Origin of the sequence: Streptomyces phaeoluteigriseus (assembly GCF_001896135.2) — a bacterium.
GTDB lineage: Bacteria > Actinomycetota > Actinomycetes > Streptomycetales > Streptomycetaceae > Streptomyces > Streptomyces phaeoluteigriseus.
This window is the reverse complement of sequence record NZ_MPOH02000011.1, coordinates 1168997-1186119: the sequence shown is the minus strand read 5'-3', so window position 1 is coordinate 1186119 and position 17123 is coordinate 1168997. Positions and strand designations below refer to the sequence as shown.

At 71.6% G+C, this 17123-nt stretch carries 13 protein-coding genes and 3 pseudogenes; 8 read left to right on the top strand and 8 right to left on the bottom strand.

The window, feature by feature from the left end:
• The first annotated feature begins 189 nt into the window (after nucleotides 1-189).
• Entirely contained in the window at nucleotides 190-735 is a 546-nt protein-coding gene (locus BM536_RS16500; protein ID WP_073499106.1) for a GNAT family N-acetyltransferase, read from the top strand.
• 3 nt (nucleotides 736-738) lie between these two features.
• On the opposite strand, the pseudogene BM536_RS16495 reads toward BM536_RS16500, so the two are convergent.
• From BM536_RS16495 to BM536_RS16460, 8 genes and pseudogenes are all read right to left on the bottom strand, one after another.
• Nucleotides 739-2165 (bottom strand): annotated as a pseudogene (locus BM536_RS16495) (type IV secretory system conjugative DNA transfer family protein).
• A 16-nt stretch (nucleotides 2166-2181) separates the two neighbouring features.
• Nucleotides 2182-3606, bottom strand: a complete 1425-nt coding sequence (locus BM536_RS16490; RefSeq protein ID WP_073499104.1) for an ATP-binding protein — start codon at nucleotides 3604-3606, stop codon at nucleotides 2182-2184.
• A 9-nt stretch (nucleotides 3607-3615) separates the two neighbouring features.
• Nucleotides 3616-5175: an SCO6880 family protein gene (locus tag BM536_RS16485; RefSeq protein ID WP_073499102.1), complete on the bottom strand. Its 1560-nt coding sequence runs from the start codon at nucleotides 5173-5175 to the stop codon at nucleotides 3616-3618.
• The gene (locus BM536_RS16480) at nucleotides 5172-6518 is read right to left on the bottom strand and encodes a hypothetical protein (RefSeq protein ID WP_073499100.1); all 1347 of its coding nucleotides are present in this window, start codon (nucleotides 6516-6518) and stop codon (nucleotides 5172-5174) included. Before BM536_RS16480 ends, BM536_RS16485 begins: the two co-directional genes overlap by 4 nt.
• Nucleotides 6508-7335, bottom strand: coding sequence for a hypothetical protein (locus BM536_RS16475; RefSeq protein ID WP_073499098.1), 828 nt, complete (start codon nucleotides 7333-7335; stop codon nucleotides 6508-6510). Before BM536_RS16475 ends, BM536_RS16480 begins: the two co-directional genes overlap by 11 nt.
• A 189-nt stretch (nucleotides 7336-7524) precedes the next feature.
• Entirely contained in the window at nucleotides 7525-7833 is a 309-nt protein-coding gene (locus BM536_RS16470; RefSeq protein WP_073499096.1) for a hypothetical protein, read from the bottom strand.
• A gap of 344 nt (nucleotides 7834-8177) precedes the next feature.
• Nucleotides 8178-8489, bottom strand: coding sequence for a DUF397 domain-containing protein (locus tag BM536_RS16465; RefSeq protein WP_245873518.1), 312 nt, complete (start codon nucleotides 8487-8489; stop codon nucleotides 8178-8180).
• Nucleotides 8490-8939: 450 nt separating this feature from the next.
• Entirely contained in the window at nucleotides 8940-9662 is a 723-nt protein-coding gene (locus BM536_RS16460; protein ID WP_425444642.1) for a carbonic anhydrase, read from the bottom strand.
• A gap of 40 nt (nucleotides 9663-9702) precedes the next feature.
• Here BM536_RS16460 and BM536_RS16455 point away from each other — a divergent pair.
• The 7 genes and pseudogenes from BM536_RS16455 to BM536_RS16430 form a co-directional block, all read left to right on the top strand.
• A pseudogene (locus BM536_RS16455) lies at nucleotides 9703-10080 on the top strand (GntR family transcriptional regulator); the annotation flags it as partial.
• 194 nt (nucleotides 10081-10274) lie between these two features.
• Nucleotides 10275-11175, top strand: a pseudogene (locus tag BM536_RS16450) (ABC transporter ATP-binding protein).
• Between the two features lie 127 nt (nucleotides 11176-11302).
• Nucleotides 11303-12217, top strand: a complete 915-nt coding sequence (locus BM536_RS16445; protein ID WP_425444638.1) for an ABC transporter permease subunit — start codon at nucleotides 11303-11305, stop codon at nucleotides 12215-12217.
• A complete protein-coding gene (locus tag BM536_RS40790; protein ID WP_158086528.1) occupies nucleotides 12214-12357 on the top strand; it encodes a hypothetical protein in 144 nt (47 codons plus the stop codon). Before BM536_RS16445 ends, BM536_RS40790 begins: the two co-directional genes overlap by 4 nt.
• Nucleotides 12354-13358 carry an ABC transporter permease subunit gene (locus BM536_RS16440; RefSeq protein WP_094103072.1) on the top strand — a complete coding sequence of 335 codons (1005 nt, stop codon included), beginning with the start codon at nucleotides 12354-12356 and terminating at the stop codon, nucleotides 13356-13358. The genes BM536_RS40790 and BM536_RS16440 overlap by 4 nt, the downstream gene beginning before the upstream one ends.
• 311 nt (nucleotides 13359-13669) lie before the next feature.
• A complete protein-coding gene (locus tag BM536_RS16435; protein ID WP_073496844.1) occupies nucleotides 13670-15901 on the top strand; it encodes an RNA degradosome polyphosphate kinase in 2232 nt (743 codons plus the stop codon).
• Nucleotides 15882-17099, top strand: a complete 1218-nt coding sequence (locus BM536_RS16430) for a CHAD domain-containing protein (RefSeq protein WP_094103071.1) — start codon at nucleotides 15882-15884, stop codon at nucleotides 17097-17099. Before BM536_RS16435 ends, BM536_RS16430 begins: the two co-directional genes overlap by 20 nt.
• Nucleotides 17100-17123: the final 24 nt, after the last annotated feature.

The window sequence follows — 17123 nt, the reverse complement described above, 5'->3', positions numbered from 1 at the left end:
CGAACCCGGAAGCTAAGCCTTACAGCGCCGATGGTACTGCAGGGGGGACCCTGTGGGAGAGTAGGACGCCGCCGAACAATCTTTAGGAAACCCCCGTGCCTTCGGCACGGGGGTTTCCTGCGTTTGCCGCCTGTTCGGCGCGCACTAATTCGGATGAGCGGGCCGGTAGCCGGGTACTACGGTGGCCCCATGAGTTACCTGATCAGGTCCGTGCGTGCCGAGGAATGGCCGGCTGCGAAGGAGCTGCGGCTCCTGGCGTTGCGGGACCCGGTCGCGCACCTCGCCTTCCTGGAGACGTACGAGGAGGCACTGGCGAAGCCCGACTCCTTCTGGCAGGAGCGGACGGCGGGAGCGGCCGAGGGGGTCGGCGAGGCTCAGCAGATCATCGCCGAAGGGCCCGGCGGAGAGTGGGTCGCGACGCTGACCGTGCTGGTCGAGGAGGCCGGCACCAAGGACTGGGCGGGGTTCCCGGTCGAACAGCGGCAGGGGCATGTCGTCGGGGTGTTCGTGCGGGGCGAGTTCCGCGGGATCGGGCTCACCGAGGTGCTGTTCGACGCCGGGCTGGAGTGGGCGTGGTCGCGCGGGCTGGAGCGGGTGCGGCTCATCGTGCACGAGGACAACGGGCGGGCGCGGACCTTCTACCGCAGGGCCGGGTTCCTGCCGAGCGGGGTGGTCGTGTCGCTGGGCGGGGACTCCGACAGCCGGGAACTGGAGTACGTCCTCGAGCGGCCGTAGGTGTCACACCGGCAGTTCGTGGTGGGGCCAACGGGTTCTGGCCTGTTCGCGGGAGCGGAGCAGGGCCAGGGTGGGCAGGCCGTCGTCGCGGCCGTCGGCCAGGAGGTCGGGCAGCTGGGCGAGCGGGGCCACGGCCGCGACGTCGTCCAGGATGAGGGTCAGTGGTGGGTCGAGCCGACCGGAGGATGACCGTTCGGCCATGCGCCGGCCGCGCTCGACCACGCTTGAGACGAGAGCCGTGAGGAGGGGCATCGCGCCGGGACGCGTCCTCGGGTCCTCGATGGATTCACCGACCACATAAAGCGTTCCCCCTTCGTTGACGAAGGAATCCAAGGCGAGGGCGTCAGTCCGGTTGGGTGTGCAGGCCTCGCGGATGTTCACCGTGGAGAGCGCGGACAGGGCTCGGGTCGTCAGTTCCTGGGCGATGTCCCGGCGTTCGGGGTGGGCGGTGAGGGCGGCTTCGAGTTCGCCCGCGGAGCCCGCCGCCGCCTTCGGATTCGTCCGGAGGGTGCGGACCGCTTCCTGGACGCCGGTGCCCTGGGACCAGCGGTGGACGTGGCGGACGGTGCGGCCGTCGATGGCGGCGGCGTGCAGATAGCTGCGCAGGAGCGTCTCGGCGGTCTCGGTGACGGCCTGGTCCAGGCGGGCGGTGGGACGTACGGGGGTGAGCAGGGCCGTCGCCCTGGCTGCCGCCGTCGCCTTGTCCTCGCAGCCCGCGGTGGGGGACCAGTGGAGGCGGGCCGGGGTGTCGCAGAGGTGGGTGGGGTCGTAGAGGAGGACCGGGCCGAGTTTGGCTCGGGCGTCCTTGGTGTCCTGCCAGAGGGCCGGGTGGGAGGTGACGACCAGGACGGCGCCCTCCGCGTCGCGCATGGCCTGGGCCGCGGCGGTGTGGCGGGTCTCGGGCGGGGCGTACAGGACCGGGCCTTCGGGGCGGGGTGCTTCCCGGACGATCGCCGGTTCGGGCTTCGGGAGGGAGACGGGCGCCGGGGGTTCCGGCTGGGGTTCCGTCCTGGGGACGGGCACGTCGTGGGGCACCGGTGCCGGCACCTCGTGGTGGGGGCGGCCCGCCTCCCAGCCCGTACCGCCCGCCATCTCGCCACCGTGCCGAGGGTGAACACGGTGAGGACCAGGAGGATCATCACCTGGCCGATGAACAGGCCCCAGAAGAGGCCGTAGCCGGAGAGGACCGACGGGTCGGCGTCGGGCCACGCTCCGGGGAGGTCGTGCGGTTGGCCGACCAGGTGGCGCATGGCCAGGGGGGTACGGGGGAAGGTGACGCCGGCCGGCCAGGAGCCGTGGGCGAAGAGGGCCGCGAGGCCCGTCGCCGTCCACACCAGCAGCGTCATGCCCAGCAGGAACGCGAGGAGTCCGAGCAGCAGGCCGTCCGGGATGCCTCCCTGGTCCCGGCCGCGGTCGTCACCCGGTCTCATCGCGTCCCCCTGTGCCCTACGCCACCGTCGACTCGGACGAGCCGTCCAAGTCGGGCAGGTGCTGTTCCATGAAGGCCGCCGCCCGTTGTTCCTGTTCCAGCTCGGCGGCGCGCAGCGCGTCGTCCTCGGCCAGGTCGGCGGACGACTGGGTCATCGCCCGGTCGGTGAAGACCAGCGGGCGTTCCGTGTCGGTGATCAGGTGTTTGACGACCTGGACATTCCCGTTGACGTCCCACACCGCGATGCCCGGGGTGAGGGTGGGGATGATCTCCACCGCCCACCGGGGCAGGCCGAGCACGCGGCCGGTCGCCCTCGCCTCGTCCGCCTTCTGGGCGTAGATCGTCCGCGTCGAGGCCATCTTGAGGATGGCGGCCGCTTCCTTCGCCGCCGCGCCGTCGACCACGTCGGACAGGTGGTGGACGACCGCGACGAAGGACAGGCCGAGGCGGCGGCCGAACTTCAGCAGCCGCTGGAACAGCTGGGCCACGAACGGGCTGTTGATGATGTGCCAGGCCTCCTCGACCAGGAAGATGCGCTTCTTCCGGTCGGGGCGGATCCAGGTGTGCTCCAGCCACACGCCGACGATCGCCATGAGGATCGGCATGGCGATGGAGTTGCGGTCGATGTGGGACAGGTCGAAGACGATGAGCGGGGCGTCCAGGTCGATGCCGACCGTGGTCGGGCCGTCGAACATGCCGCGCAGGTCACCGTCGACGAGACGGTCCAGGACGAGCGCCACGTCCAGGCCCCACGCCCGTACGTCGTCTATGGCGACGTTCATCGCCTCGGCGGACTCCGGCTCGGGGTGCCGTAGCTGCTCGACGATGTCGGTGAGCACCGGCTGGCGTTCGACGATCGTCTCGTTGACGTAGGCGTGGGCGACCTTGAGGGCGAAGCCGGAGCGTTCGTCCAGGCCGTGGCCCATCGCGACCTCGATGATGGTGCGCAGCAGCGCCAGCTGGCCCGTCGTGGTGATCGACGGGTCCAGCGGGTTGAGACGGATGCCGAGGTCCAGCGCGGCCGTCGGGTCCAGGCGGATGGGAGTTATACCCAGCGCCTGCGCGATGAGGTTCCATTCGCCGACGCCGTCCTCGCCCTGGGCGTCCAGGACGCAGACCTGGCGGTCGCGGAAGCGGAGCTGGCGCAGGACGTACGTCTTCTCCAGGGCCGACTTGCCGTTTCCGGACTCGCCGAGGACCAGCCAGTGCGGGGCCGGGAGCTGCTGGCCGTACAGCTGGAAGGGGTCGTAGATGTAGCCCTTGCCCGAGTAGACCTCGCGGCCGATGATCACGCCCGAGTCGCCGAGGCCGGGGGCGGCGGTCGGGAGGTAGACCGCCTGGGCCTGGCCGGTGGAGGTGCGCACGGGCAGACGGGTCGTCTCGACCTTGCCGAAGAGGAAGGACGTGAAGGCGTCGGTGACGACGGACATCGGGTCCCGCATGTAAAGCCCCTACCTTCGGATGCCGGTGGCGAACGGGAGGGTGTTCACGAACGCGCGGTGGTGCTCTCGGTCGCACCACTCCAGCTTGAGGTACGACTTGCCCGCGGACGCCCTTATCGTCCGCTTGTCGCGGGCCAGTGCCTCCGGGTTGCGGGAGGAGACGGTGATGTAGCCGACGAGGTTGACGCCCGCCGCGCCGCTCGCGAGGTCCTCGCCGCGCTGGTCGATGCGGGAGTGCGCGGCCACGTCGCGCGGGTCCACCGTGCGGTTCATCTTGGCGGCGCGGCTCGCCTCCGCCTCGTCGTTCGTCTTTTCGGTCAGCATGCGTTCGATGGCCACCTCGGTGGGCTCGAGATCCATCGTCACGGCGACCGTTCGGATGACGTCCGGGGTGTGGACGAGGAGCGGGGCCAGGAAGTTGACGCCCACGGGTGTCATCGGCCACTCCTTCACCCAGGCGGTGGCATGGCACCAGGGGGCGCGGGTGGAGGACTCGCGGGTCTTCGCCTTGAGGTAGGTGGGCTCCATGGCGTCCAGCTCGGCCGGCCAGGCGTTGCGGCGGGTCATCGCCTGGATGTGGTCGATGGGGTGGTCCGGGTCGTACATGGAGTGGATCAGCGACGACAGACGGCCCTGGCCGAGGGGCTGGCGGACACGGATGTCCGCCTCCTGGAGGCGGGAGCAGATGTCGGTCAGCTCGCGGGCCATGACGACGGCGAGACCGGCGTCGCGGTCCAGCCTGCGGCCGTTCTGCGGGCGGGCGGCGCGGGCCATGGCGTTGGCCTCGGCGGCCAGTTCGCGCGTGAAGTGCATACAGGCGACCAGGTAGGCGCGGTGCTGCTCGCTGCTCGTCGACACCATCGACTGGAGCTGCTCGTACGACGACTGGAGCCACGGCAGGGCCTTGTCGTCGCCGCGCTGGGAGACGTCCTTGGCGTGGGCGTCGGGGTCGGCCGGGAGGGTGCGGGCGAGCATCTGGAGGCGGGTGACGAAGCCGTCGCCGTTGGCCACGTGCTTGAGGAGGGTGCCGAAGCGGTCGACGAGGGCTTCCTGGTCCTCGCTGTCGCGCAGGCCGACGCCAGGCCCCTCGATCTCGATGGCCGCGGTGACCGTACGGCGGTCGGCGTGCAGCAGTACGGCGATCTCGTCGGGGCCGAAGGGGGCGGCGAGCCAGTTGATGCGGCCGATGCCGGGCGGCGGGCCGACCTCGATCTCCTGGCCGTCGATCCGGGTGCCCGCCTCCATGGCGGCCGAGCGGTAGACCGTGCCCCGGCGCAGGGTGCGCTTGTAGCTGCGGTTGATCTCGAACCACTTGTAGAACGTGCGGTGCTTGTACGGCACGTACACGGCGGCCAGCGCGATCATCGGGAAGCCGGCGAGCAGCACGATCCGCAGGGTCAGGACGGGGACGAGGAGCCCGCACATCATGCCGAGGAACGCGCCGACGACGATGAGCGCGATCTCGCCGGACTCGCGGTTGCGGCCGACGATCGCGTTCGGCCGGGCGCGGCCGATCAGATATGTACGGCGGGGCGTGACCACGTGGGACACGTGGGACTCGGTCGTCAACGCCCTTCACCTCCCGTGCGGTTGGTACTGCTGTTGCGGGTGTTGCCTGCGTGCGGGGTGTTCACCGGGCTGCTCGCGCGGGGCGCGGGTGCGGCGGAGGGGACAGATCCGCCGCCTCCGCTCGAGCTGCGCGAGCTGTGCGCGGCCACGCCGCCGGCGGCCTGGTTGGCCGGGCGCTGGCCGCTGGAGGAGGACCCGCCGCCGCCGTTGTTGTCGGCTCGGGTGCTGTGTGTCTTGATGCCCTGGGCGACGAGGGTCGCGGGGGAGCTGATGACGGCCGCGGCCTTGCCTTCGGCGCCCTGCATGATGCGGTTGTTGCGCGAGTTCGCGATCTCGTCGCCGAAGCCGGGCACGAAACGGTAGATCATCGCGCTGGCGAAGATGGCCAGCAGGATGATGGAGAGGCCGGAGACGACGGCGCCGAAGGCGTTCGGGCCGTCGTCGGCGGAGAGTGCGCCGGCCAGGCCGAGGACGATCACGATGACCGGCTTGACCAGGATGACGGCGATCATGATGCCGGCCCAGCGGCGGACGTGGCCCCACAGGTTCTTGTCGACGAGGCCGGCGTAGACGACGGTGCCGAGCAGGGCGCCGACGTAGAGCAGGGCGGCCCTGAGGACCAGCTCCAGCCACAGGACGCCGGCGGCGAGGATGGACACCAGGGAGACCACGATCAGCATGATCGGGCCGCCGCCGATGTCCTCGCCCTTCTCCAGTGCGGCGGAGAAGGTGCCGAAGTAGGTGTCGGTCTGGCCGCCGGTCGTCTTCGCCAGGACCTCGCTGATGCCGTCGGTGGCCGAGACGACCGTGTAGAGGATCAGCGGGGTGAAGGCGGAGGCGAGGACGGTGAGCCAGAGGAAGCCGACGGCTTCGCCGATGGCGGTGGTGAGGGGGACTCCGCGGACCGCCCGCTTGGCGACGGCCAGCAGCCACAGCAGGAGGGTCAGGACGGTCGACGCGGCGAACACGACGGCGTACTGCTGGAGGAACCGGGCGTTGGTGAAGTCGACGTTCGCGGTGTCCTGCACGGCCACGCTGAGCTTCTCGACGGTCCAGGCGGCGGCTTCGGCACAGCCCTTGGCCAGCGAGGAGAGGGGGTCGAGGGTGTCGGAGACGCCGGGGGTGGTGGTGCCGGAGGGGGTGTTGCCCTTTTCGCAGTACTCCTCGGCTGGGCCGCGGATGAGGTCGCAGGTGCTGTTGCTCGGCGATGAGGACACCGACGGCGAGGGAGTCGGGCTGGGGCTGGGCGTCGCGGCGAAGGCACGGCTCGCCAGCAGCACCGCGGTGGTCTGAGCGGCTAGGACGGCAGCCGTCAGCTTCAAGGGGAGGTGCTTAGCGCGCATACGTGAACCCTCCGTACTCCTCGACGGCCTTCGTCATGTCGTCGGCGGTGGAGGCCTTCTGGTCGCGCCCGACCGGAACGGGCCCGTCCTTCTGCTGGAAGTCGGCGACCTTCCAGTCGTTGCCGATCCACTTGAGCTGGAAGATGTTGGTGTACCAGCTCTCGGACACGGGGTTGGTCGACGCTTCGCCCGAGAGGCCGAACAGCGAGGTGTACCAGACCTCGACGGTGGCCGCGTTCACGCTGTACGCCGTGATCTTGGTGCCCACCGGAGCGATCCGGGAGACGAAGACCTGGCCGTTCGGTGCCGTGCCGTCCTTGTCGAGGCCGATGTTGTTCAGAAACGTCTCGTTTGAGTACACAGCGTCCAGGGAGGACTGGCGTACTGCGGCGACGTCGGGTGTGTACACGGTGTCGACGATCTGGTGCCGCCGGGCGGTGTTGAACATCTCCGCCGAACCCAGGACCACGGTGTAGTTGGCAGCCGCGCTCTGGGCGCCCTGCCCATCGCGGGCGTACCCCGAGGGGATCCCCGCGCTCTTTCCGTCCACCGGCTTCGTCCCGCTCGCCGCCGTCGACGAGGTCTTCGGCTGGTCGGCGTTGGTCCCGCCCGTGGCCGCGGTGGAAGGGGAATCGTCTCCTCCGCGGTTCGCGAAGGCGATCGCGGCGATGAGGAGGACGACGACGCCGGCCGCCATGACCATGCTTCGCGAGGACGAGCGGGCGGGGCGCCGGGCGCCGCCGTAGGGGTCGGCTTCGGGGAGGCGCATGCGGGTGCCCGCCGGCTCGCCGTAGTCGTGTTCGTCTCCGGGACTCATGCCGTGTACGCCCCCTCGCTGCCGTACCGGAACACGTAGTAGTACGACGGTAGCCGTGCTGGTTCCCGCGCGGGCGCGGTGTGGTGACTCGACATCAGGGAAACGCAACCTCAGCCGGTGGGCACGACGGGTGGGTGGGGTGGAGAGGGCCGGGCGTGCCCGGAGCGAACTGGGGGTCGGCGACGCCCGCTACACGGCCATGCCGTACACGATCGTGAACAGGGTGCCGAGGGACCCGATGATGAAGACGCCCGTCAGCCCGGCGATGATGAGGCCCTTGCCCTGCTCCGCGCTGAACGTGTCGCGCAGGGCCGTCGCGCCGATGCGCTGCTTGGCGGCGCCCCAGATCGCGATTCCGAGACAGAGCAGGATGGCGATGGCCATCACCACCTCGATCATCACCTTGGCCTCGTTGCCCAGGCTGCCGAAGGGGCCCCAGTCCGGAGCGATCCCGCCGATGATGGTGTTGATGTCTCCCTTGTCGGCCGCAAAGAGCATGTAAGTCACCGCCCCTGGTGGGTAGTTCCGAGAGGCCCCTGCGGTGTGCAGAGGTCAGCACTCATTGTCGCCGACAACGCCGCCTTCGTATGTCGACTTGGCGTCATTGACGGGCGGAATTCGTACGAATAGCTCGCACTCGTCACTCTGTGTATCACGGGAGGTCACGCCGGGCAATGAGGTCGGAGCGGAACCTGTCGTGTGGTTCCGTCGTTGTCCCACTTCACGGCCGAGTGCCGTTTCTGACGACTGGTCGGGTGAAGGCCCGCTTCGATGTTCTCATGACTGACGGTGTACGGGAGGCGGGCTCAGGGCTCGCTGTGAGGACCGTCTCTGACCTCATGTCAGACGGTGTTCGCGGGGTCGCCGTGCGCTTGCGCCGAGCCCTCGGCGTGCTCCCCGTCCTCCACGTTCTCCACGCCCTCCACGCCCTCCACGAAGTGGTCGAACTCCCCTGCCTGCACTCCCAGGACGAACGCGTCCCACTTGCGGCGGTTCGTGGTGACCACGTTGTCCGGGTCGCTGGTCTCGCGGAGGTAGACGGGGGCCTCTTCGTCGTCGCCCTCGCCGAAGGCGATCTCGATCCAGGGGCCGGGGCCGGTCGCCTCCGGCGGGGCGGCGCGCACCCACGTCAGGTCGGCGGGAATGTCGGTCACGGGAGATGCCTTCCGCACGGGGCCTCTACGACTCCGTGGACGATAGCGGGGTCTGACCCGGCTCTCATCTTCGTGGGACTCCGCAGGGGCGACGGCGGGCTCGCGGGCAGCCACTCGGCTACGGCGTCCGTCGTCCGCAGTCCGCGCCGCGATCTCCTCGTCACCGCAGCCCATTGCCCCGCAGGGCGGGGTGCGCTCGCCCCCGCCCGGATACCGGGGCGGGAAGCGCCCCTAGGGGATGTGGAAGGGCGAGCGGGACTTCCTCCCGGCCTCGGCGGGGGAAGCAGCGGGAGCCCGTGGGGGGCAACGGCTTCGAGGAGGTCGTAGGGGTACCGGGGGACACGAGGAGGGGGTGCCGCGGACGACATCTCGTACAACGTCGTCCGCGGGCGGAGGCCGCGGTGTCGTACCGGGAGGCGGCCTCCGCCCGCAAGAGGAGCGGGGGGGGGGTCAGGCGAGGCGGTGCACGGTCTGGGTCGTCAGCTCGTAGCGGGCGCCCGCTACGACCAGTTTCCCGGCCGTGATCTTCGCGGCGAGGTCGGGTTCGGCGGCGAGCCGGGAGCGGACGGCCAGGACGTTCGCGTCGATGGTGGCGTCGATGCGGGCGTCGCCCTCCTCACCGCGGTCGATGACCGGACGTATCTGGTCGGCCAGGTACTGGATGTGGGCGGGCAGCCGCTCGCCGGACAGGTCCGCCTCGACCGCCGCGCGCACGGCACCGCAGGACTGGTGACCGAGCACCAGGACCAGGGGTATGCCCAGCTCCAGCACGCCGTACGCGACGCTGCCGAGGACCGCCTCGTCCAGGACCTCCCCGGCAGTGCGGACGGTCATCAGGTCGCCGAGGCCCTGGTCGAAGACCAGCTCGGGCGGGACGCGGGAGTCGATGCAGCCGAGGACGACGGCGTAGGGGTGCTGGCCCTGCGTCAGGCTCTGCCGGACGGTCGGGGATTCGTCCGGGTGCCGCTCGCGGAAGGTGCGCCAACGGCGGTTGCCGGCGGCCAGCTCCCGCAGGGCCGCGGCGGCGGTAGTGGGACGGGAGGTGGCGGGAGCGGGAGCGGTGGGTGCCCACCGCCCAGTAGCGCCGCCAGCACCACCCACCGCCCACCGCCCAGTGCCCCCCAGTGACCACCAGCGACGCCGGACGGCTTGACTTACCCAGCCCTCTTCCACCACCCTTTCACTACTCAATTAGTGAAAGGGTGGTTGTCGAGTGGTGGAATACCGCATCGACCGGCACAGCGGCGTGGCCACCTACGTCCAGATCGTCCAGCAGACCAAGCAGGCCCTGCGCCTGGGCATGCTGCGCCCCGGCGACAAACTGCCGACGGCTCGTGAGGTGGTCGAGGCCACCGCCATCAACCCCAACACCGTGCTCAAGGCCTACCGGGAGCTGGAACGCGACGGCTTGGTCGAGGCCCGGCGCGGGGTGGGCACCTTCGTCCGGCGCGCGCTGAGCACCGCCCCCGCCGACTCTCCCCTGCGCACCGAGTTGGACGAGTGGGCGGGCCGGGCCCACGCGGCAGGCCTCGACCGGGACGACGTGAGCGCGCTCTTCACCGCCGTACTGGACGAGCACTTCACGGACGACCGCGGCGAGCCGGCCGCCGCCCGCGCCGCTCGCACCGCCCGCAACAACCCCGCCGACCACACCGGATCCACAAAGCTCACTCAACCCACCGATCCCATCAACCCCACCGACCCCTCCGGACCCGCCTCCGGCCGACCTCACCCCACCACCCACGACCCCACCACCCACGACAAGCACTTCCAGGGGGACCCTTCATGACCGACACCGCCATGGCGGCAACCGCGCTCGGCAAGCGCTTCGGCCGGCGCGACAGCTGGGCGCTGCGCGCGTGCGCGTTCCGGCTGCCCGTCGGGCGCGTCTGCGCCGTCGTCGGGCCCAACGGCGCGGGCAAGTCCACGCTCCTCGCCCTCGCCGCCGGCCTGCTGGCCCCCACCGAGGGGTCGGTCACCGTCCTCGGCACGGACCCGGCGTCCGCACGCGCGCGTGTCGGTTACGTCGCCCAGGACAAGCCGCTGTACCCGCAGCTCACGGTCGCCGAGACGCTGCTCGTGGGCGCCGACCTCAACCCGGCGCGCTGGGACGCCGCCACCGCCGAGCGGATCGTTTCCGCGGGCGAGCTGGACCCCAAGGCCCGCATCCGCACGCTCTCCGGCGGTCAGCGCACCCGTGTCGCGCTCGCCCTGGCCCTCGGCAAGCGGCCGGAGCTGCTCCTCCTGGACGAGCCGATGGCCGACCTCGACCCGCTGGCCCGGCACGAGCTGATGGGCACCCTGATGGCACAGGCCGCGCAGCACGGCACCACGATCGTGATGTCCTCGCACGTGGTCGCCGAGCTGGAGGACTCCTGCGACCACCTGCTGCTGATCGGGGGCGGCGGGGTCCGCCTGGCCGGTGAGATCGACGAACTGCTGGCCGCCCACGCGCGCGTGAGCGCACCCGCGGATTCCCTGGAAGCCGGCGCACTCGACGCGCACACGGTCGTCGAGTCCCGCGTCACCGGCCGTCAGCTCACCGCCCTCCTGCGCCCCTCGGGTCCGGTCGCCGACCACTGGCGTCCCACGGCACCGTCCCTGGAGGACCTGGTCCTCGCCTACCTCCGCAACCCCCAGGCGGCCCCCCTCACCCCCCGCCCACCCGGAGGAGGCCGCCGTATGAACCCCACCGACACCCCTCGTCCACCACCCCGCGGCCCCGGCTGCTGCCCTGGCTGCTGCGCCTGCACCGTCCCGGACTGGCCGTCTGGGCCGCTCTCGTCGCCGTCCTCACCCTCACCCTGCTGGCGATGTGGGGCCCGCTCGGTGACGCGGCGGCCGACGGCTGGCGGCAGTACCGCGCCTGCGTCGAGGACGGGCCGTGCGGTTACGACCAGGACGCGATCATCCGGTACCGGGACGTGTACACGTACACCACGTTCGCCGTGATCGGGCTGCCCTTCCTCGTCGCCGCCTGGGCCGGCGCCGCCCTCGTCGGCCGCGAGATGGAGAGCGGCACCGCCCACCTCGCCTGGACGACGGGTCTCTCCCCGACCCGCTGGCTGGCCGCCAAACTGGCCGCCCCCGCCGCCCTGGTCGCCGTCGGCACCGGCCTGCTGGTGCTGCTGCACCACCTGGCCTGGTCGGCGAACCGGAACCGCATCGGCACCTCCAAGTCCTGGCACGACTCCCCCACCCTGCACGCCAACGGGCCCACCACGGTCGCCCTCGCGCTGGCCGGCCTCGCCGCGGGTGCCCTCGCGGGCCTGCTGTGGCGCCGTACGCTGCCCGCGCTGGTCGCCGGACTGGGCTTCACCGTCGTCCTGCGGGTCGCGGCCGACCTGGCCATGCCGCATCTGTGGCCGACCGTCACCCGCGTCACCGGCCTCGACACCGGGTACGTCATGGAGGGTGTCGAGGTCGACTCCGGCCTGGTCACCGCCCACGGCGCCCATATCGCCGATCCCGGTTGCGGGCCGACGTTCGTCGAGGGCTGCGCCGAGATGTACGCCAAGCTCGACGCCACCGGCTTCTACAGGGAGTACCACCCCGAGTCCCATTACTGGCCCCTCCAGCTGACCACGACCGCCCTCCTCCTGGCCGTCGCCGCCGGGCTCACCGTCACCGCGTTCGCCCTGCTGCGGCGGTCCACGGCAACGACACGCACCCCGAGCCCCACCCCGACGCCCGACCCGGCGCCCACGCGCGAGGAGGCCGCCGTATGAGCGCCGGCATCACCATGCGCAACAGCGCCGCCCTCACCGCGCGCATGTGCGCCGCCATCACCACCCGTAACAGCCCCGCCCTCACCACCCGTAACAGCGCAGCCACCACCACGCGCGTGCCCCAGGAGGCCGCCGTATGACCGCCGTGGCCACCGCGCGCGTGCCCCGGAGGCCCGAGGTGGCCGGGGACGCCACCGGCGCCCGCTGGGGCGTCGCCCGCACCGTCCTGCGACTGCACCGCGCCGCCCTCCTCGTCTGGGGTCTGGCCGTGCTGGGGCTGACGGGCTGGCTGGTGTGGCTCACCGAGGTCACCGCCGACGAGGCGCGCGCCAAGCAGGAGGCCTGCGACCGGTCGACCCGGGACTGGTGCGACATGAGCGTCGGCGTCCTCGGCTACAGCGCGCCGATGGACGGGATCGCCGCCCTGACCGCCAACGCCTTCGTCGCCGTGGCCGCCTTCGCGGGCGGCGCGCTGATCGGCCGCGAACTGGAGAACGGCACCGCCCGTCTCGCCTGGTCGCAGGGCATCACCCCGGCCCGCTGGCTGACCGCCAAGCTGGCCGGCGCGGCACTCGCCGTGACCCTGGGCGTCACCGCCTCGGTCCTGGTGTTCCGCTGGGCCTGGAAGCCCAACCGGGTCCTGATCGGTACCGATTGGATGGGCGACGGCGTGTTCGTGGCCCTCGGCCCGGCCGCCGTCGCCTACGCCCTGTGCGCCCTGGCCCTGGGCACGCTCACCGCGCTCCTGACGCGCCGGGGCCTGCCCGCGCTGGCCGTCTCCGCCACCCTGACCTGGCTGCTCGCCCAGGTCCTGGTGCACTTCCGCACCTCCCTGTGGCCTGCCCGGACCCGGACCTCGGCGACCGAGGAGGTCCACGCCCCGGACAGGGCCTGGCAGGTGGACCAGGGCGCGCTGGTCCACGGCAGCCCCGCCCCGCGGGTGAACCACTGGGGCTGCGACGGCACCGCCGGGGAGACGCGGCGCTGCCTGGACGACCTCGGTGTCACCGGCTACTACGCCACCTACCACCCGGAGTCCCATTTCTGGCCCCTGCACCTGGTGGAGACGGGCATCCTCCTGGCCGTCGCCGCCGCGGCCACCGCCGTGTCCTTCCGCCTCCTGCGACACCGCACGGCCTGACCCGCCCGGGGGCTCCACCAGCACGGGCCCGGTCGTCCCTCCACGGGGGGAGAGGACGTACCGGGCCCGAAGTCGTACGGGAGCCGGCCGCACGAAGCGCCCCCACCCCCGCGAGCCGCCCCCCGATATCCCGCACGCCATGTCTCCGTAACCATTGGTTCAGACGACCTTGCGACGCTCAGCCAATGAACCGTGCCGTGCCCGAGCCTTCGCCTCCCCCCGAGGACAAACGCCTCGACGGGAACGCCACCGCGCTCCCCCGCGCACGTTCCGACGCGCCTGTGTCGCCGTCGGCGCGGAAGAATGGGTCCATGAGCCAGTCGAACTCCCAGGCCAAGGTCCAGCACGAGCAGCCCTCCGTGGGCTCCATAGCCGCGCACCGCCCGCACTCGGTGGCCGCCGCGGTATCCGATCTGGAACCCGACATCGACGCCGACCTCGACGGATACGAGGAGTCGCCGTACGACGGGCCCCAGCTGCCGCAGGGCCGCTTCCTCGACCGGGAGCGCAGCTGGCTGGCGTTCAACGAGCGGGTTCTCGAACTCGCCGAGGACCCGAACACGCCCCTGCTCGAGCGGGCCAACTTCCTCGCCATCTTCGCGAGCAACCTCGACGAGTTCTTCATGGTCCGGGTGGCCGGACTCAAGCGCCGTATCGCCACCGGCGTCGCCACCCGCTCCGCCTCCGGCCTCCAGCCCCGTGAGGTGCTGGAGATGATCTGGGCCCGCTCCCGCGAGCTGATGGCCCGGCACGCCGCCTGCTACCACGAGGACGTCGCCCCCGCCCTCGCGGAGGAGGGCATCCACCTGGTCCGCTGGAGCGAGCTGGCGGAGAAGGAGCAGGCCCGCCTCTTCACGCTGTTCCGGCACCAGATCTTCCCGGTCCTGACGCCCCTGGCGGTCGACCCGGCGCACCCCTTCCCGTACATCTCGGGTCTCTCCCTGAACCTCGCGGTGATCGTGCGCAACCCGGTCAGCGGGCACAAGCACTTCGCGCGCGTGAAGGTGCCGCCGCTGCTGTCCCGCTTCCTGGAGTGCTCCCCGGGCCGGTACGTCCCCGTCGAGGACGTCATCGCCGCCCACCTGGAGGAGCTGTTCCCGGGCATGGAGGTGCTGGAGAGCCACGCCTTCCGCCTCACCCGCAACGAGGACCTCGAGGTCGAGGAGGACGACGCCGAGAACCTCCTCCAGGCCCTGGAGAAGGAACTCATGCGGCGCCGCTTCGGACCGCCGGTGCGCCTGGAGGTCGAGGAGTCCATCGACCGCGAGGTGCTCGACCTGCTGGTGCGCGAGCTGAAGATCAGCGAGGCCGAGGTGTACCCGCTGCCGGGCCCGCTGGACCTCACGGGCCTCTTCCGCATCCACCGCCTCGACCGGCCGGAGCTGAAGTACCGCAAGTTCATCGCGGGCGTCCACCGCGACCTGGCGGAGGTGGAGTCGGCGTCCGAGCCCGACATCTTCGCCGCGCTGCGCAACCGTGACGTGCTGCTGCACCACCCGTACGACTCGTTCTCGACCTCCGTGCAGGCGTTCCTCCAGCAGGCGGCCGACGACCCGGACGTCCTCGCGATCAAGCAGACCCTGTACCGGACCTCCGGCGACTCCCCGATAGTCGACGCGCTCATCGACGCCGCCGAGTCCGGCAAGCAGGTCCTCGTCCTGGTGGAGATCAAGGCCCGCTTCGACGAGCACGCCAACATCAAGTGGGCGCGCAAGCTGGAGGAGGCCGGCTGTCACGTCGTCTACGGCCTCGTCGGTCTGAAGACCCACTGCAAGCTGTCCCTGGTGGTCCGTCAGGAGGGCGAGACGCTACGGCGTTACAGCCACGTCGGCACCGGCAACTACCACCCGAAGACGGCCCGGCTGTACGAGGACCTCGGCCTCCTCACGGCCGACCCGCAGGTCGGCGCGGACCTCTCCGACCTCTTCAACCGGCTCTCCGGCTACTCCCGCCGCGAGACGTACCGCCGGCTGCTGGTCGCCCCCAAGTCCCTGCGCGACGGCCTGATCTCGCGCATCAACAAGGAGGTCCAGCACCACCGCGCCGGACGCCCCGCCCACGTCCGCATCAAGGTCAACTCGATGGTGGACGAGGCGATCATCGACGCCCTGTACCGGGCGTCGCAGGCCGGTGTCTCGGTCGACGTCTGGGTCCGCGGCATCTGCGCCGTACGGCCGGGCGTGCCGGGCCTGTCGGAGAACATCCGGGTACGTTCGGTACTCGGCCGCTTCCTGGAGCACTCCCGGGTGTTCGGCTTCGGCAACGGCGGCGAACCCGAGGTGTGGATCGGCAGCGCCGACATGATGCACCGCAACCTCGACCGTCGTATCGAGGCACTGGTCAGGGTCGTCGACCCGGCCCACCGCGCGGCCCTGAACCGGCTGTTGGAGACCGGTATGTCGGACGCGACCGCCTCCTGGCACCTCGGCCCGGACGGCGAGTGGACCCGGCACGCGACCGACGCGGACGGCCAACCCCTGCGCAACGTCCAGGAGATGCTCATAGACGCCCGGAGGCGCCGGCGTGGCACAGCAACACCATGACCTGACGGATTCCGCGGCCGCCCCCGCCGCCCTGCCCGTGACCGGAGAGGCCCTCGCGGGTTATCTCCGGGGCCAGGCAACCGAGTTCCTCCGTGCGCTGCGCCTGCACCGGGAGACCGGCGGCGGGCCGAACGGCTCGGGCGGCGGCACGGCGGACGCCGTCGCCGCGGCGCGCGCCCTGCGCCGCTCGGCCCGCCGGATCAGCGGCAGTCTGCATACGTTCCGCCCGCTGCTCGACCCCGGCTGGTCCGAGGAGATCCGGCCCGAACTGGCCTGGCTGTCGGGCACGTTGGCACTGGAGCACGCCTGCGAGTCCCGCCTGGACCGGCTGCTGCTGGCGCTGCACCGGCTGTCGGGCGCGACGACGGTACCGACGCAGATTTCGGGGACGGGGACGGGGACGGGAAGTGGCACAGGAACGGGCTCAGGAACGGCCGTATCCGCCGCCGCGCCCACCACCACCGCCGCACCCGCGGTACCCACATCCGCGCCCACATCCGCATCCGCATCCCAGAGGACCGCCCCGCAGAGGCGACGACCACCGCCCCCCCGCCCCACCCCCGACCGCGGCAATCTCACCGTGGGCGCGGCGAAGGCGGGCGCCCTCCTCGACCGTCAGCTCACCCTCGCCCGCACCCGGGCCCACTCCACCGCCCTCCAGGCCCTCGGTTCCTCCCGCTTCCACGCCGTCGCGGACAAGGTCGCCGTCCTGGCCAGCGAGGTCCCCCTCGCGCCGCATGCCGCCACCACCGACCCGCGCCCCCTCGCCACCGCGGCCGAGGAGCGGCTCACGGACGCGGTGGCCGCGCTGCCCCTGGTGACCGCGGGCCATCCGTACAACGCTGAGGCGCTGATCCACGGCCTGTCCCCGGACCCCGCCCCGCACCCGCAGGACGCGCCCTGGCACCAGGTCCGGCTCCTGCTGCGGCTGCACCGGTACGCCCTGGAGGTCCTGCACGGGAGCGACGCCCCGCTGGACGTCCGGCTGCTCTCGGCGGGCCAGGCCCTCGACCGTCACCGCGACGCCTCGGAGGCGGCGGCCGCGGCGGCCCAGGCGGCCCGTACGCCACGCATCGCCCCGGCGACGGCCTACGCGCTCGGCGTGCTGCACGCGGACCAGCGGCACGAGGTGGAGGCGGCCCGTTACGCGTTCCAGCGTTCGTGGCAGAAGCAGACCATCGGCACGGGCACGTCGTAGCCCGCACGCCGGCGTTCGTATACG

Coding starts and splice junctions, on each gene's coding strand:
- BM536_RS16500 (WP_073499106.1), top strand. CDS start 190: ATGAGTTACCTGATCAGGTCCGTGCGTGCCGAGGAATGGCCGGCTGCG.
- BM536_RS16490 (WP_073499104.1), bottom strand. CDS start 3,606: ATGCGGGACCCGATGTCCGTCGTCACCGACGCCTTCACGTCCTTCCTC.
- BM536_RS16480 (WP_073499100.1), bottom strand. CDS start 6,518: ATGCGCGCTAAGCACCTCCCCTTGAAGCTGACGGCTGCCGTCCTAGCC.
- BM536_RS16475 (WP_073499098.1), bottom strand. CDS start 7,335: ATGAGTCCCGGAGACGAACACGACTACGGCGAGCCGGCGGGCACCCGC.
- BM536_RS16470 (WP_073499096.1), bottom strand. CDS start 7,833: ATGCTCTTTGCGGCCGACAAGGGAGACATCAACACCATCATCGGCGGG.
- BM536_RS16445 (WP_425444638.1), top strand. CDS start 11,303: ATGTGGGGCCCGCTCGGTGACGCGGCGGCCGACGGCTGGCGGCAGTAC.
- BM536_RS40790 (WP_158086528.1), top strand. CDS start 12,214: ATGAGCGCCGGCATCACCATGCGCAACAGCGCCGCCCTCACCGCGCGC.
- BM536_RS16440 (WP_094103072.1), top strand. CDS start 12,354: ATGACCGCCGTGGCCACCGCGCGCGTGCCCCGGAGGCCCGAGGTGGCC.
- BM536_RS16435 (WP_073496844.1), top strand. CDS start 13,670: ATGAGCCAGTCGAACTCCCAGGCCAAGGTCCAGCACGAGCAGCCCTCC.